This window comes from Lacisediminihabitans sp. FW035, from assembly GCF_054880895.1.
This window is the reverse complement of record NZ_CM142187.1, coordinates 3,758,567-3,772,220: the sequence shown is the minus strand read 5'-3', so window position 1 is coordinate 3,772,220 and position 13,654 is coordinate 3,758,567. Positions and strand designations below refer to the sequence as shown.

Below are 13,654 nucleotides of genomic sequence, written 5' to 3'. Positions count from 1 at the left end.
GATCATGAGCAGGGGTCGCAAGAAGCACGCGGAAGAGCACGAGGAACACGGGCCGGATGAACGCTGGATGGCCTCCTATATGGACATGGTCACCGTGCTGATGTGCATGTTCATCGTGCTGTTCGCCATGTCAACGGTCGACGCGAAGAAGTTCGATCTACTGCGTAACTCGCTGGCGACCGGATTCGGCCAGACCGACATCGGCAAGCTCGACACCGCGAAGGGCACGATCGTCGATCCGGTGCACGCGAGCAAGAGCGGGGAGAGCTTCGGTGCCGGGCCTCAGACGCAGAAGGCAGCGGCGGCAGCCGCAGCCGCAAAAATCGCGGAGGCGGCCGCCGTCAAAGAGGTCGACGCGATCAAAGATCTGCAGGCGAAGGTGAGTTCCAGTCTCGCCGTGCAGGGGCTCCAGGGCACTGTGCAGTACACGATCGACCAGCGCGGTCTCACCATCCGGCTGGTCGACCAGCAGGCGTTCTTCGCGCCGAACAGCACAGTGTTGCAGGGCTCTGCTCCGCTGGTCCTCGACGATATCGCCCGGGTTCTCGGTCCGACCGGTGAAGACATCGCTGTGGAGGGTCATGCCGACAGCCGAGCGACGCTTCCTCCGTTCCCTACGAACTGGGAGCTGTCATCCGGTCGGGCGGTCTCAGTGCTCCGACGGATGGTGGAGAGCGGCGGAGTGCAACCGGCCAAGATCGGAGCCGTCGGTTACGGGTCGTCACGACCCCTCTCACTCGGAACGACCACGGCCGACTTCGCGCAGAATCGGCGCGTCGACATCATCGCCCTGTCGAATGCCTCCGAGTCCGTGCGGGCCCTCATCCCGGATGTGGTCTCCGGAAAGATCCCGGGAGCCACGACGACCGCGGCGACCGTTCCCTCCGCCACCCCGGCCGCGACAAGCTGGATTCCCGTCGTCACCAATTCCGAGCCGCTGATCCTCTTACCTCCGGGTGCCGCCGGCCGATAGTGCCCTGTGTGACGGTCCAGGAACAAACTTCTATCGGCGTGCCCGCAAGATCGGGCCCGGCGGTGGAGCCCTATGACTTCCGCCGTCCCACCACTCTCGCCCGGGAACACACCAGGGTGCTCGAGCTCGCACTCGAGACTTTCGCCCGGCAGTGGGGAACCCAGCTCACCGCCAAAGTGCGGGTGGTCTCGCAGGTGACCTGCGAGCAGATCGTCATGGAGACCTACGACGAGTACGCCTCCTCGCTTCCCGCCACCACCGCAATGATCCTCTGCACCATCGCCGGGATCGATGCCCGCGCGGTCATCCAGTTCCCGGCGTCGGCCGCGCTCACGTGGGTGTCGTACATGCTCGGCAGCAACACCGCGCAGGTCGTCCCCGAGCGCAAGTTCACTCCGGTGGAGCAGGCACTGGTGCGTCGCCTCTTCGACGATGCCCTCGAGGACCTCCGGTACTCGCTCGGCCCGATTCTCGAAGCCGGCATCTCCATCGACACCATCCAGTACAACTCGCAGTTCGCCCAGGCGGCAGCGACGGCCGACCTGATGATCGTCACGAGCTTCTCGATCCGTGTCGGCGACAGCTCTACCACCGCCACGCTTGCGATCCCCGCCAAGGCGCTGCTGCCACAGCTCGGCCAGCCGGCTGTCGAACCGGCCACTGGCAACACCCGGGAACAGGTGGCCGCCCAGCTCGGGTGGGTGCCCGTCGAGGTGGCCCTCAGCCTCAACCCGGTGCTGGTGAAGCCGAGCCGCGTTCTCGGGCTCGCCGTCGGCGACCTGCTCACCATCCCGCATCCGCAGCACCGACCCCTCAACCTCACCGTCGACGGCGAGACGCTCGCCCGCGCTGCGGTCGGAGCCAACGGCGCCAGGCTCGCGTGCGTCGTCGTCTCCGCCACCCCGGACAACTAACCAGACCAGAAGAGAAAGGCCGAACCAGTGAAGAAGTCCACCGTCATCGATCCACGCTCCGCCGCTGCGGAGGCACTCGCGCGGCTGCTGCCGAGCACGTCCATCCTCGAGGCGATCGCGATCGAGGGAGTGCCGGCCGGCCCCTTCGACAGCGCTGTTGTCGCCTCTTTCGTCGGGGAGTCATCCGCCGACCTTGCCATCGTCTTCCTCGACCCGATCGAGACGGCGGATGCCGCGGTCGCGGACTCGCAGCTCGTCTCGATCGTCGATGTGCTGCGCCCGGCTCTCGATGCCGCCGCCGCCGTCCTCGGCTCCGGCGTGCTCGGCGCCGCCAGGGTGGATGACGCCACGGCACTGTTCTCCGACCCGACCACCGAGGTCTTCGCTCTCTCCACCGGCGGCAGTGCGGCCGGCTGGTTCGCCATCCGTATGCGGGAGAGCCTCGCCGGCGCCGTCCCGATCTCCCAGGAGTCGCTCGTGAACAACCTCAGTCGCATCAACAACGTCGAGATGGCGCTCACTGTGGAGATCGGTCGCACCCGCATGTCGGTGCGCGATGTGCTCGGTCTCGAGCCCGGCGCGGTCATCGAGCTCGACCGCTCGGCCGGCGCTCCGGCCGACGTGCTGCTCAACGGTCGTCTGATCGCCCACGGCGAGATCGTGGTCGTCGACCAGGACTACGCCGTGCGCATCACCCAGATCCTCGACGTCGCCGAGGGTCTCAACTAACCGTGGACACGCTCTTCGTCGCGTTGCGCGTACTGCTCTCCCTCGCCGCTGTGGTGGGGCTGCTGTGGTTTCTGCAGCGACGCATCACGAAGGGCACCCGTTCGACGCGTGCGACCAAGCTGGTGAACGTCGTGACCCGCCAGGGCCTGGCGCAGAAGGCATCCGTCGTCGTGATCGACGTGGAGGGCAAGAGGTTCCTGCTTGGAGTCACCGAGCACTCGGTGACCGTGCTCGATGCGACCGAGATCGCAGTGCCAGACACTGCCGCTGCCTTCGAGTCTGCGCTGACCGAAGCGGAATCGAGCGCCACGGCGGCTCCCCGCAAGGCGGTAACGACGCCGATCCCCTTCCCGCAGCAGTTCGACCCTCGCACCGGGATGCCGCGGCGCGCCGGTGCGCTCGACGGTTCGATCCTCTCCCTCTCCACCTGGAAGCGCGCGGCCGTGGCACTGCGGTCCTCCCGGTGAGCGGGCACGCCACGACGGCGCGCACAACGCTCAGCGCCCGCTTCTGGAACGGCCCGGCCGCCCGCATCGTCGTCATCGCATTGCTCGTGCTCGTGGTCGCCGCGGCCCTGATCCTCATGACGAGTACCGCGAGCCACGCCTCGGTCCCCACGGTGGACGCCCCGACCCCGCCGGTCGCGCCGACCAGCCCCGGCGGCCTTTCGGTTGACATCAACGGCCCGGACGGCACCCCGTCCTCCGCCATCGTCACCCTCGTCGGCATCACGCTGCTGTCGGTGGCCCCGGCGCTGCTGCTGATGATGACCTCGTTCACCAAGATCTTCGTGGTCCTGGCGATGGCCCGCAACGCCCTCGCGCTGCCCTCCATCCCGCCGAACCAGGTGCTCGCCGGCCTCGCCCTCTTCCTCAGCCTGTTCATCATGGCGCCGGTGATCACCGACATCAACACGCACGCTCTGCAGCCTTACCTCAACGGCCACATCGATTTCACTCAGGCGATCGACCTCGCCACCAAGCCCCTTCGCACCTTCATGCTCGCCCACACGCGGGAGGAGGATCTCGCCCTCATGACGCGGGCCGCCGGCCTTCCCAACCCGAAGGATCCGTCGTCGGTCTCGCTGCCGACCCTCATCCCGGCGTTCATGATCTCCGAGCTCCGCGCCGCGTTCATCATCGGGTTCGTCATCTTCGTGCCGTTCCTCGTGATCGACCTCGTCGTATCGGCAGCGCTGATGTCGATGGGCATGATGATGCTGCCGCCGGTGATGATCTCGCTGCCGTTCAAGATCCTCCTGTTCGTGCTCGTCGACGGCTGGGGGCTCATCATCACGACGCTCATCAGCAGTTATCGGGGGACTTGATGAACCAGAACGCCGTCATGGATGTCGCGCTGCAGGGCCTGCTCATCGCTGCCAAGCTCTCCGCGCCGATCCTGGTCACCGCCCTCGTCGTCGGCTTCGCCATCTCGCTCCTGCAGTCGATCACCCAGATCCAGGAGGTGACGCTGTCGTTCGTGCCGAAAGCGATCGCCGTCTCCATTGCTCTCATCGTGTCGGGCCAGTGGATGATCTCCGAGCTCGTGGCCTTCACCCACTCGCTGTTCGAGAAGATCCCGAACCTGCTGAGCGGGGGGTGAGATGGCGTTCACGCTCAACTTCCCGTGGATCGAGGCGGTGATGCTCGCCTCCGTGCGCATGACGACGTTCCTGGTGATAGCCCCGCCGTTCTCCACCAACGCGTTCCCCCTCCGCATCAAGGCGATGCTCGGGATCGGACTCGCGCTCGCCGTCTCGCCGCGGGTCGCGAGCGGCTATGTCTCCCCGGACACCGCAGGATTCGTCGTCGGTTTGCTTGTGGAGCTCGTCACCGGTGCGCTGCTCGGCTTTCTCGTGATGATCGTGTTCTCGGCAGTGCAGTCGGCGGGCAACTTGGTCGACCTGTTCGGCGGCTTCCAGTTGGCGCAGGGCTTCGACCCGCAGATGATGATCAACGGCGCACAGTTCGCGCGCCTCTACCAGATGACCGCTCTCGCCCTGCTCTTCGCCTCCGGTGGCTACCAGCTGATCGTCGGCGGACTCGCGCGCAGCTTCGACGCACTTCCCGTGGCCGGCACGCTCGACCTTGCGGCACCCATCCATGCCATCACTCTCGCGGTCGGCCAGATGATGCTCTCGGCCGTGCAGATCGCCGGCCCGCTGATCGTGGTGCTCTTCCTCGCGGATGCCGGGCTCGGCCTGCTCACCAGGGTCGCCCCGGCACTCAACGCCTTCGCCCTCGGCTTCCCGCTCAAGATCTTCATCACCCTCGCCCTCGGCGTCTTCGTCTTCGCCGCCCTCCCCCAGATCGTCGCGGCGATCACGGGCCAGGCCGTCTCCATCTTCACGGGGGTGAAATAGGCATGCCCGAAGCAGACTCCGGCGAGAAGACAGAACTCGCCACCGAGAAGCGCATGAAAGAGGTGCGGGCAAAAGGCCAGCTCGCGAAGTCGCAGGACATGACCGCCTGGGTGGCCGTCGGTGTGGCAGCGGTGATGATCCCGGCGACCGTCTCGGCGGGCGCCGCCGCGACATCCGCCCCCCTGTACCAATTGCAGGAGGTGATGGACCACCCCGATTCCGCCCACGCGCTGAGAGCACTCTTCGACGGACTCGGCTCGGTGGGCGGGATCATCCTGCCGCTGCTCCTGGTGGTGACGATCGCGGTGCTCGTGACCGCGGCCGCGCAGGGGGGCATCCACTTCAAGAAGTTCACCGGCAAGTTCGACCAGTTCAACCCGGTGGAGGGCCTCAAGCGCACCTTCGGCATGCAGGCGGCCTGGCAGGGCGTGAAAGCGCTGTCGAAGACCGTCGTGGTCGGGCTCGTGCTACTTGCCGTGATCCAGGGACTCATGCCCGTGCTCATGAGCGGTGGAGGTCTTCCCGCTTCCACTCTCATCCAGGCGGCGACCGACGGCACCGCCTCGCTCGTGCGCTCCGCAGTGATCGCCGGTCTCATTCTCGCCGCCGCCGATGTCTTCGTGATCATGCGCCGCAACCGCAAGCGCACCCGGATGACCAAGAAAGAAGTGAAGGACGAGAACAAGTCCTCCGAGGGCGACCCCATGATCAAAGGGCAGCGCCGTTCCCGCCAGCTCGCCATGAGCCGCAACCGCATGATGGCCGCCATCGTGGATGCCGACGTGGTGCTGGTGAACCCCACCCACTTCGCCATCGCGCTCAAGTATGAGCCGGGCAAGTCAGCCCCTCGCGTCGTCGCGAAGGGTGCCGGAGAGATCGCGCTGCGCATCCGGGAGCAGGCCGAGACCGACCGGGTGCCGATCGTCAAGGACATCCCGCTCACCCGCGCACTTCACAAGGCCTGCGATCTCGGTGACGAGATCCCGGTCGACCTGTACAACGCGGTCGCCCGCGTCCTCGCGTTCGTGCTCGCGCTGCGCAAGCGCGGGTCGTCACGGGGCGTGCATGAGATGAACCAACTAGTCGCCGCTGGAGGGCACTGACAATGAACAAGAACCTCGCGAAGCTCGCTGTGCCGCTGGGAGTGGTCGGCATCATCCTTCTGCTCGTCGTGCCCATCCCGGCCTTCGTGCTCGATCTGCTGATCATCGTCAACATCATGCTCGCGCTTGTCACGCTCCTCACCACGATGTTCGTGAAGAAGCCGCTCGACTTCTCCGTCTTCCCCTCGCTGCTGCTCGTGGCGACGCTCTTCCGCCTCGGCCTCAACGTGGCCTCCACCCGTCTCGTGCTCGGCAACGGGTATGCGGGAGAGGTGATCGGCGCGTTCGGTCACGTGGCGGTCGGCGGCTCGATCATCATCGGCGCCGTGATCTTCCTCATCCTCGTCGTCATCCAGTTCGTGGTGGTAACCAAGGGTGCGGAGCGCGTCGCGGAGGTGGGTGCCCGCTTCACCCTCGACGCCATGCCCGGCAAGCAGATGGCCATCGACGCCGACCTCAACGCCGGCCTGATCACCGACGTTCAGGCTCGCGAACGTCGGGCCGAGGTCTCCGCCGAGGCGGACTTCTACGGCGCGATGGATGGTGCGTCGAAGTTCGTCAAGGGTGATGCGATCGCCGGCATCATCATCATCATCATCAACGTCGTCGGCGGGATCGCGATCGGCGTGATCCAGAGCGGACTGTCCATCGGTGACGCGGTGAGCAAGTACACCCTGCTCACCATCGGAGACGGCCTCGTCACCCAGATCCCGGCACTGCTGATGGCCGTCTCCACCGGCATGATCGTGACGCGATCGAACGCCGAGTCCGACATGGGGTCCACCGCTGGCGCCCAGCTCAGCCAGTCCCGGTACGCCCTCATCATCGCCGGGGTCGCGGCGATCCTGATGGCGTTCATCCCCGGCATGCCGATCATCCTGTTCATCATCGTCGGCGCCTCGCTCATCATCATCGCCCAGCGCATCAAGGCCCGCGAGGCAGTGAAGAAGCTCGAAATCGAGACCGCGGCCGTCGCCGATCCCGCCAGCGGCACGACCACCGAGAACCTGATCGAGCAGATGCGGGTACACGCCCTCGAGATCCTGCTCGCCCCCGACCTCGTGGACCTGGTCTCGGATGCCTCGGACGATCTGCTCGCCCGGGTGCGGTCGCTCCGCCGCAAGATCGCGATGGACATGGGCCTGGTCGTGCCTCCTGTGCGCACCCGGGACAGCATCGAACTTCCGCCATCGACCTACGTGATCCGCATCGCCGGTGTCGAGGCCGGGCGCGGGATCGCCCCCGCCGGCAAGGTTCTCGCTCTCGGGGAGGCCCTCGATCCGCTGCCCGGTGCCGTGACGCTCGAACCGGTCTTCGGACTCGCCGGCAAATGGGTGCCGAGCGAGATGCGCCACAGCGCCGAGATGACGGGTGCCACGGTGATCGACCGCGTCTCGGTGGTCGTCACCCACCTCTCTTCCATCATCATGGGCAATGCCGCGCGCCTGCTCACCCGCGAAGACGTGCGGGTGCTCACCGAGGGCGTGAAGGAGATCAACCCGGCTGCGGTCGACGAGCTCGTTCCCACCCTCCTCAGCCTCGCCGAGGTGCAGCGGGTGCTCCAGGGGCTACTGCTCGAGCAGGTGCCGATCAACGACCTGCCCCGCATCTACGAGGCGCTGTCGCTGCGAGCGAAGGTCTCCGCCGATCCGGAGGGCCTCATCGAAGCAGCCAGGGCCGCTCTCGGCCCGGCCCTCAGCGCCCGCCACCTCGACGGCCAGACGCTCCACGTGATCATGATCGATCCGCTGTTGGAGCAGTCGATGCTCGAGGGGCTCCGCCCGTCGGAACTCGGCACCCAGATCCTCATCGACCAGCACGCGCTCGAGTCGCTGCTCGGCTCGGTTCGCGATGTCGTCTCCCGCGTGGAGGGTACCGGGATGTCGGCGGTGCTGGTCTGCGCGCCGGCACTGCGTCCCGCCATCCGCCGACTCGTCTCCGCGCAGTCGGGCGGGCTGCCGGTGCTGTCGTACCAGGAGGTCACGTCTGCCAATGTGAACATCGAGACAGTGGGGGTGGTGCGCGGTGCCGAGTCGATATCAGCTTGAGGGTGCGTCGCTCGACGAACTGAATGCGCGGGTGCTCGCGGAGCACGGCCCGCTGGCGAAGGTCATCGCGGTCAAGGCCGTGACCTCCGGGGGCATCTCCGGATTCTTCGCTTCGCGCCGCTACGAGATCGAGGTGGACGTGCCGGATGGCACGGCGCGCGACGCCCACACCTTCGACCTGCCCACACGGGCGGGGATCGCCCGACTGCTCGACGATGCGGACACCGCCGAGGCGATCTCCCACTACGGCGACCTGATTCCCCGGCTCTCCACCCACTCGGTCGACTTCGACTCGATCATGGCGGATCTCACCTATAACACCGCCGCGATCGTGCCGCTCATCGATGGGCCGACGGTGTTCCGGCAGACGCCGCTCGAAGCTGCGGGCGATCTCGTCGTTGTCGTGGGACTCGGCGACGACCCGCTCCAGGTGGCGCGCGACATGTCGCAGGCCTCCGGTCTCCGGGCGCTCAGCATCGCGGGTGCGGTCACCGCGGACGGCTACTTCCGGGTGAAGGATCGCATCAGTGCCATGGCCGCTCGCGCGGCCGGAGTGCGCGAGAAGCACAGCGTGTTCATCGCTCTCGGCATCCCACGTGGCGGTCTCGATGCCGACGCTATCGCCGCGCTGGACTATCTCAAGGCAGACCAGGTCTGGGTGGTGGTGGATGTCGGTCGCAAGACCGAAGACACCGCACGCTGGGTCAAGGCGGTGCAGTCACACGTGCACATCGATGCGATCGCCGTCACCGGCAGCGAGACCACCGAGACCCCGGAGACGGTGCATCAACTCGGCATCCAGGTCGGTTGGCTGGAGAGTGGTTCGGTAGGCTGAGACGATGCTGGTATTGACCCGCAAGGCGGGCGAGAAGATCGTGATCGGTGACGACATCACCATCACCATCCTTGACGTGCGTGGCGACGGTATCCGCATCGGGATCGATGCCCCTCGCGGCATCAAGATCCAACGCGAAGAGGTGTTGCTCGCCGTCGCCGAGGCCAACATCGCCGCCGCCGCCGCGGACGATTCGGTCGAGCAGCAGCTGAAGTCTGCGCTCGGTATCTCCCCGGAACAGGCCTCCTGACCCAGGTTCCCCTGGGGGACAATCTGGGGTACAAATCGTGTCCCCTCTACTGGGGACTGTGACTCCACGACGGGATGGAGCATCGTGTCTATAGGGGAACCACTGATATATCAGCCGAAGGGGTTTCTCGATCCTGTTACGAGAAACGGAAGCCCGATGAGTCCCGACGCGAAGGTCCACTACCTGACCCGTGCAACCTTCGATCCCGATGACTCCACAGTGCAGGCGCGTGCCATCGTCGACGCCGAGATGAACCACCGTATGGACCTCGTGCACCAGCTCGCAGTTCGCCTCAGCGCCTTAGAGGCGACCATCGCCGCGGTGGATGCCGCCCGTCACGCCGCGATCGCGGCCGGCTGGAGCGAAGCCCAGCTTCTCGACCTCGGCCTCGGTGCCGTAGAGAACTCGAAGCAGTCCAGCGGTCGCCGGGTCGCCCGCACCGAGACCGACTCCGCGCTCGCAACAGAGCTGGCCGGATAACCGCTCGCAGTCGCCTTCCCGGGTCGACGGGCATCGAACCCTCGACACCTACGGCGACGCACGGCCAGCGCCGTCGAAGACCTCCCAATTCTCGCGCAGCCGGGCGTTCGCGATAGCGATCGAAGCCATGGCCGCGAACGACTCCAAGAGCTGTTCGTCTTCGGTGGTGAAGTCGTACCTTCCGTCACGTCCGAGGGAAAGCACGCCGTGTGTCTCGTCGTCGCGACGCAGCCGCAGTTCCCTCCGGTGCGACTCCGGCGGCCGATCCGTCAGGGTGCCGCAGCGAAGTACCCGTCGCGGATGCTCCCTGGTCGCGAAGACCTCGAAGACTCCGGACCCTGCCCCGACGAGGGCGACCGCCGAGTTCAGGATGCCGTTGAGCAACGAGCCGAGGTCGCGGTAGTCGGCTACCGTCCGATTTGCCTCGAGGAGTTCGCGCAGGCGGGTCTGGGTGAGCATTACCCGACGAGCAGCGAGGACCACCTCGTCGAGGGAGAGGTCGAGGCGCGCGCGCGACTGCGCGGGGAAGAGCAGGCTCTTGCGGGCGCGCATCGCTTCTGACCGGGAACCCGGGAGCAGCTGGTCCGCCCTCTTCGACGGGGTCTTAGCACTGAACATTTCTCTCCCAGGTCGATGGAACCATCAACCGCCGGGGATCAGAGCGACTCCCTCAACTCTAGCCACGCCCAGAACAGGCGTCAAAGCCCCCGGCCCGCAAGGGCGTACGGTAGGGGGCAGTGCGCAGCATCGTCTTCGCACGCAGTCGACGCGTTCTCCCGGTGCCGAATGTTCCGCGAACCATGTTCGAGGGCGTCTCATGAGCAGCACCGACAGCGCGGGGGACTCGGCCGCCATGAGCGACAAGCACGCCCTTTGGCCGGGAGACGACCTCTGCCAGCCGTTCGTCGAGCTGCTACCGGTGACCGGTGCATCCATCTCGTTGATCGGAAGGCGCTCGCGCCGGGTGACTGTGTGCTCGAGCGACAGCGTGGCCGCGCGGCTCGAGGGCCTGCAGTTCGACCTCGGCGAAGGGCCGCAGTGGTCCGTCATGAAGACTGGCACCGCCTCACTCAGCGCCGACCTCTCGCCTGCCCACACCACCGAATGGCCGGTATTCGCGGCTGCCGCGGCCCGCCTCGGGGCCGCCGCTCTCTTCGCTTTCCCCATCACGATGGCGGCCGTCACCGTCGGGGTCATCGACCTCTACCGTTCGAGCCCCGGTGCGCTCGACGACGGTGCAGTCGCGCTCGCGCGCGAATTGGCGACACGGGTGGCTGGTCCCGCAGTCCAGGCTGCCATCCGCTCGGCCGAGCAGGAGGATGTGGCAGAGGTGGCGGGCTCTCCCACGATGCGCCGCGAGGTTCACCAGGCGACGGGCATGATCCTCATTCAACTCGAGACGACTGCGACGGAGGCGTTCTCCCTTCTGCGCGCCCATGCGTTCGTCTCGGGTCGCACCGTGGAGGACGTCGCGAAAGATGTCGTCGCTCGACTGCTCGACTTTCGTCAGCTATCGAATTGAGTGAGGGATACGATTGGGAAACAGGAGCGACCGATGAGCACAATGTCTCGAGAAGCACGGCTGAATGCGGCGTTCGTCAGCGTCGCGGATACGCTCACTGCCGACTACGACGTGGTCGAACTGCTGCACACCCTCGTGACGGAGTGCACGGAGATACTCGATGCGCAGGCCGGTGGCCTCATGCTCGCGGACAGCGCCGGGCGACTGCAGGTGGTCGCATCCACCAGCGAGCGTGCGGACCTCGTCGAGGTCATGCAGCTTGCCGCCGGGGCCGGGCCGTGCGTGGACTCTTTCACGACCGGGCTCGCGGTGTCGGTACCCGACATCCAGAAGTCGACCGAGGACTGGCCGGCCTTCCGGGTGGCCGCGCTCGAGCAGGGCTTCCTGTCGGTGCATGCCACTCCGATGCGGCTCCGCGGCGAGGTGATCGGCACGATGAACCTCTTCGGCACATCGGTCGGCACCTTGAATCGGCGGGATGCCGCTGTGGCCCAGGCGCTTGCCGATGTCGCGACCATCGCGATCCTCCAGGAGCGAATCGCGGCCCAATCCCAGGTGGTCACCGAGCAGTTGCAGCGGGCACTGGACAGTCGCGTGCTCATCGAGCAGGCAAAAGGGGTGCTCTCCCAGTCCGGGGGTCTCTCGATGGAGGAGGCATTCCTGCTGCTTCGAGCCCACGCTCGCAACAACAACCTCACCCTGCGGACAGTCGCCGAGGGCGTCGCCAACCGCTCGCTCGACCTCATTGCGAAGTCGACGTCCGGCGCGAAGCCCGGGCCGGTGATCTAGGGCCTCCAGCCCGGCTGGAGCGGGGCTTTCTTTCCGCTGGTCCGAGGACTACTTTGGGCGTGTTGCTCCAGATCGTCGGCAGCAGTTCACGCGAACGCTTCCCTGGGAGAACGATATGGATTCTGCAGCCGCATCACCCGAACCCGGACCGACGATCATCCGCCTCCCCGTCCCATTCGACGATGGCTTCCCGGCGACCGAGCCGATCATCGTCATCCTCGCGCTGCTCGCGATCGTGACGGCGATGGCCTTCGTGCTGCTGTCGACGATCGGCTCCGCCCCGGTCTAGCAATCAGGCGATCCGGGCTGCCCCCCAGGGAGCCCGGCAGCGAGCCTGTCGATCGCTTCGGCGAGGATCGCTGCCGACGTGGCGAAATTGAGCCGAACGTGTCCCATTCCGCCGGTGCCGAAGGTGGCGCCCTCACTGAGCGCAACCCGCGACCGGGCGAGGAATGCCTCCGCAGGGGCGTCCCACCCGAGCGCCCGGCAGTCCAACCAGGCGAGATAGCCGCCCTGCGGCGGCATCCAGCCGACCTGTGGAAGAGCCGTCTCGATCAGCCTGCCTAGGAGTGCGCGATTCTGGTCGAGTCCCGACAGCAGGGCGTCGAGCCAGTCGCCGCCCGACCGGAGCGCGGCCACATGGGAGATCACCCCGAGGTGGCTCGGACCGTGGGTGACGGTCTCGGGCATGCGTGCGAGATCGGTCGCGGCATCCGGCCCCGCAATTGCCACCGCCGCTTTGAGGCCGGCGAGATTCCACCCCTTGGAGGCGGACATCACCGCGAAGGCGTTCTCGGCTCCAGGGATGCTGAGGTAGGGCACGAACGCGGCGCCCTCGAGCACCAGGGGGGCATGGATCTCGTCGGAGACGACGCGCACGCCGAACCGGGCCGCGAGTTGCGCCACCCGGGAGAGTTCCGACGCCGTATGCACCACGCCGGTGGGGTTGTGCGGGTTACAGAGGAGAAATGCCGCGGGCAGGCCGGTGGAGGATGCCCGCTCGAAGGCGCTGCCCAGCTCGTCGAAGTCGATGCGCCCGTCGGCACCGAGACGCGCCTCGGTCACCCTCCGATCGGCGTGGGTCACGAATGCGGAAAAAGGTGGGTAGACAGGGGAGTTGATCACGACGGCGGACCCTCGTTCTGTCACGAGGCGAAGCATCTCCACGACTCCCGTCATCACGTCGGCGACGACGGCGGTGCGCGCCACCGCGAGGTCGTGCCAGCCCCAGCGCTCCGATGCGAAGTCGCGGAGGGCCGCCGCGTAGTCCGCGCCGACGGCATACCCGGTGTCACCGCGGGCGATGGCGTCCCTCACCGCACCGGCGACCGGCGCGGCCAGCGCGACATCCATCTCGGCCACCCAGAGGGGGAGCACGTCGTCGGGGAAGGTCCGCCATTTCGCGCTGGTGCGCTCTCGAAGCTCATCGATGCCGAACCGCTCGAGAGGATTGGGGAGGGATGCCGTCACACCTCATTCTGGCCCGCCCCGGCAGCCCGCGAGTGTCGCGGGGGCGGCTGCGGTGATCTATGCGATCCTGAGATTCGCGAATCGGCACCGGACGCACTACTGCCCGGCGCTGGGGCCTCCCATTTCGGGCGGGTCGACGTCGGCGCCCAGCGACGGGCAGCATGTCGAACGGATCGATC

The 13,654-nt window shown here is 66.8% G+C and carries 17 protein-coding genes; 15 read left to right on the top strand and 2 right to left on the bottom strand.

What is annotated here, in order from left to right:
- Window positions 1-4 precede the first annotated feature (4 nt).
- The 12 genes from ACVXZ4_RS17925 to ACVXZ4_RS17870 all read left to right on the top strand — a co-directional run bounded on the left by ACVXZ4_RS17925 (window position 5) and on the right by ACVXZ4_RS17870 (window position 9,694).
- Entirely contained in the window at window positions 5-973 is a 969-nt protein-coding gene (locus ACVXZ4_RS17925) for an OmpA/MotB family protein (RefSeq protein ID WP_461796139.1), read from the top strand.
- A 38-nt stretch (window positions 974-1,011) separates the two neighbouring features.
- Complete coding sequence (locus ACVXZ4_RS17920) at window positions 1,012-1,887, top strand: flagellar motor switch protein FliM (RefSeq protein ID WP_461796138.1); 876 nt, start codon at window positions 1,012-1,014, stop codon at window positions 1,885-1,887.
- 27 nt (window positions 1,888-1,914) lie between these two features.
- Window positions 1,915-2,616 carry a flagellar motor switch protein FliN gene (fliN, locus tag ACVXZ4_RS17915; protein ID WP_461796137.1) on the top strand — a complete coding sequence of 234 codons (702 nt, stop codon included), beginning with the start codon at window positions 1,915-1,917 and terminating at the stop codon, window positions 2,614-2,616.
- Window positions 2,617-2,618: 2 nt separating this feature from the next.
- Entirely contained in the window at window positions 2,619-3,083 is a 465-nt protein-coding gene (locus ACVXZ4_RS17910) for a FliO/MopB family protein (RefSeq protein WP_461796136.1), read from the top strand.
- 116 nt (window positions 3,084-3,199) lie between these two features.
- Window positions 3,200-3,943 carry a flagellar type III secretion system pore protein FliP gene (gene fliP, locus ACVXZ4_RS17905; RefSeq protein ID WP_461798023.1) on the top strand — a complete coding sequence of 248 codons (744 nt, stop codon included), beginning with the start codon at window positions 3,200-3,202 and terminating at the stop codon, window positions 3,941-3,943.
- Entirely contained in the window at window positions 3,943-4,218 is a 276-nt protein-coding gene (gene fliQ, locus ACVXZ4_RS17900) for a flagellar biosynthesis protein FliQ (RefSeq protein ID WP_461796135.1), read from the top strand. The genes fliP and fliQ overlap by 1 nt, the downstream gene beginning before the upstream one ends.
- A gap of 1 nt (window position 4,219) precedes the next feature.
- A complete protein-coding gene (locus ACVXZ4_RS17895) occupies window positions 4,220-4,978 on the top strand; it encodes a flagellar biosynthetic protein FliR (protein WP_461796134.1) in 759 nt (252 codons plus the stop codon).
- A 2-nt stretch (window positions 4,979-4,980) separates the two neighbouring features.
- A complete protein-coding gene (locus ACVXZ4_RS17890; protein ID WP_461796133.1) occupies window positions 4,981-6,081 on the top strand; it encodes an EscU/YscU/HrcU family type III secretion system export apparatus switch protein in 1,101 nt (366 codons plus the stop codon).
- A gap of 2 nt (window positions 6,082-6,083) precedes the next feature.
- Window positions 6,084-8,129 carry a flagellar biosynthesis protein FlhA gene (locus ACVXZ4_RS17885; protein WP_461796132.1) on the top strand — a complete coding sequence of 682 codons (2,046 nt, stop codon included), beginning with the start codon at window positions 6,084-6,086 and terminating at the stop codon, window positions 8,127-8,129.
- Window positions 8,107-8,964 carry a hypothetical protein gene (locus ACVXZ4_RS17880; RefSeq protein ID WP_461796131.1) on the top strand — a complete coding sequence of 286 codons (858 nt, stop codon included), beginning with the start codon at window positions 8,107-8,109 and terminating at the stop codon, window positions 8,962-8,964. The genes ACVXZ4_RS17885 and ACVXZ4_RS17880 overlap by 23 nt, the downstream gene beginning before the upstream one ends.
- 4 nt (window positions 8,965-8,968) lie before the next feature.
- Complete coding sequence (gene csrA / locus ACVXZ4_RS17875; protein ID WP_461796130.1) at window positions 8,969-9,214, top strand: carbon storage regulator CsrA; 246 nt, start codon at window positions 8,969-8,971, stop codon at window positions 9,212-9,214.
- 156 nt (window positions 9,215-9,370) lie between these two features.
- Window positions 9,371-9,694, top strand: a complete 324-nt coding sequence (locus tag ACVXZ4_RS17870) for a hypothetical protein (RefSeq protein WP_461796129.1) — start codon at window positions 9,371-9,373, stop codon at window positions 9,692-9,694.
- A 48-nt stretch (window positions 9,695-9,742) separates the two neighbouring features.
- Here ACVXZ4_RS17870 and ACVXZ4_RS17865 read toward each other — a convergent pair whose 3' ends face one another.
- A complete protein-coding gene (locus ACVXZ4_RS17865) occupies window positions 9,743-10,312 on the bottom strand; it encodes a GAF domain-containing protein (RefSeq protein WP_461796128.1) in 570 nt (189 codons plus the stop codon).
- Window positions 10,313-10,511: 199 nt separating this feature from the next.
- Between ACVXZ4_RS17865 and ACVXZ4_RS17860 the strand changes: the two genes are divergently transcribed.
- The 3 genes from ACVXZ4_RS17860 (at window position 10,512) to ACVXZ4_RS17850 (ending at window position 12,294) form a co-directional block, all read left to right on the top strand.
- The gene (locus tag ACVXZ4_RS17860; protein WP_461796127.1) at window positions 10,512-11,216 is read left to right on the top strand and encodes a GAF and ANTAR domain-containing protein; all 705 of its coding nucleotides are present in this window, start codon (window positions 10,512-10,514) and stop codon (window positions 11,214-11,216) included.
- Window positions 11,217-11,249: 33 nt separating this feature from the next.
- Entirely contained in the window at window positions 11,250-12,005 is a 756-nt protein-coding gene (locus tag ACVXZ4_RS17855; protein ID WP_461796126.1) for a GAF and ANTAR domain-containing protein, read from the top strand.
- A 115-nt stretch (window positions 12,006-12,120) separates the two neighbouring features.
- Window positions 12,121-12,294: a hypothetical protein gene (locus ACVXZ4_RS17850; RefSeq protein WP_461796125.1), complete on the top strand. Its 174-nt coding sequence runs from the start codon at window positions 12,121-12,123 to the stop codon at window positions 12,292-12,294.
- Here ACVXZ4_RS17850 and ACVXZ4_RS17845 read toward each other — a convergent pair.
- Window positions 12,291-13,475, bottom strand: a complete 1,185-nt coding sequence (locus ACVXZ4_RS17845; RefSeq protein ID WP_461796124.1) for a MalY/PatB family protein — start codon at window positions 13,473-13,475, stop codon at window positions 12,291-12,293. The genes ACVXZ4_RS17850 and ACVXZ4_RS17845 overlap by 4 nt on opposite strands.
- Window positions 13,476-13,654: the final 179 nt, after the last annotated feature.

Bases quoted from the DNA above. Each gene is read 5' to 3' on its own strand.
- fliQ (WP_461796135.1), top strand. From the start codon at position 3,943: ATGAACCAGAACGCCGTCATGGATGTCGCGCTGCAGGGCCTGCTCATC.
- fliP (WP_461798023.1), top strand. From the start codon at position 3,200: ATGACGAGTACCGCGAGCCACGCCTCGGTCCCCACGGTGGACGCCCCG.
- ACVXZ4_RS17850 (WP_461796125.1), top strand. From the start codon at position 12,121: ATGGATTCTGCAGCCGCATCACCCGAACCCGGACCGACGATCATCCGC.
- ACVXZ4_RS17865 (WP_461796128.1), bottom strand. From the start codon at position 10,312: ATGTTCAGTGCTAAGACCCCGTCGAAGAGGGCGGACCAGCTGCTCCCG.
- ACVXZ4_RS17890 (WP_461796133.1), top strand. From the start codon at position 4,981: ATGCCCGAAGCAGACTCCGGCGAGAAGACAGAACTCGCCACCGAGAAG.
- csrA (WP_461796130.1), top strand. From the start codon at position 8,969: ATGCTGGTATTGACCCGCAAGGCGGGCGAGAAGATCGTGATCGGTGAC.
- ACVXZ4_RS17885 (WP_461796132.1), top strand. From the start codon at position 6,084: ATGAACAAGAACCTCGCGAAGCTCGCTGTGCCGCTGGGAGTGGTCGGC.
- ACVXZ4_RS17860 (WP_461796127.1), top strand. From the start codon at position 10,512: ATGAGCAGCACCGACAGCGCGGGGGACTCGGCCGCCATGAGCGACAAG.
- ACVXZ4_RS17870 (WP_461796129.1), top strand. From the start codon at position 9,371: ATGAGTCCCGACGCGAAGGTCCACTACCTGACCCGTGCAACCTTCGAT.
- ACVXZ4_RS17895 (WP_461796134.1), top strand. From the start codon at position 4,220: ATGGCGTTCACGCTCAACTTCCCGTGGATCGAGGCGGTGATGCTCGCC.
- ACVXZ4_RS17855 (WP_461796126.1), top strand. From the start codon at position 11,250: ATGAGCACAATGTCTCGAGAAGCACGGCTGAATGCGGCGTTCGTCAGC.
- ACVXZ4_RS17925 (WP_461796139.1), top strand. From the start codon at position 5: ATGAGCAGGGGTCGCAAGAAGCACGCGGAAGAGCACGAGGAACACGGG.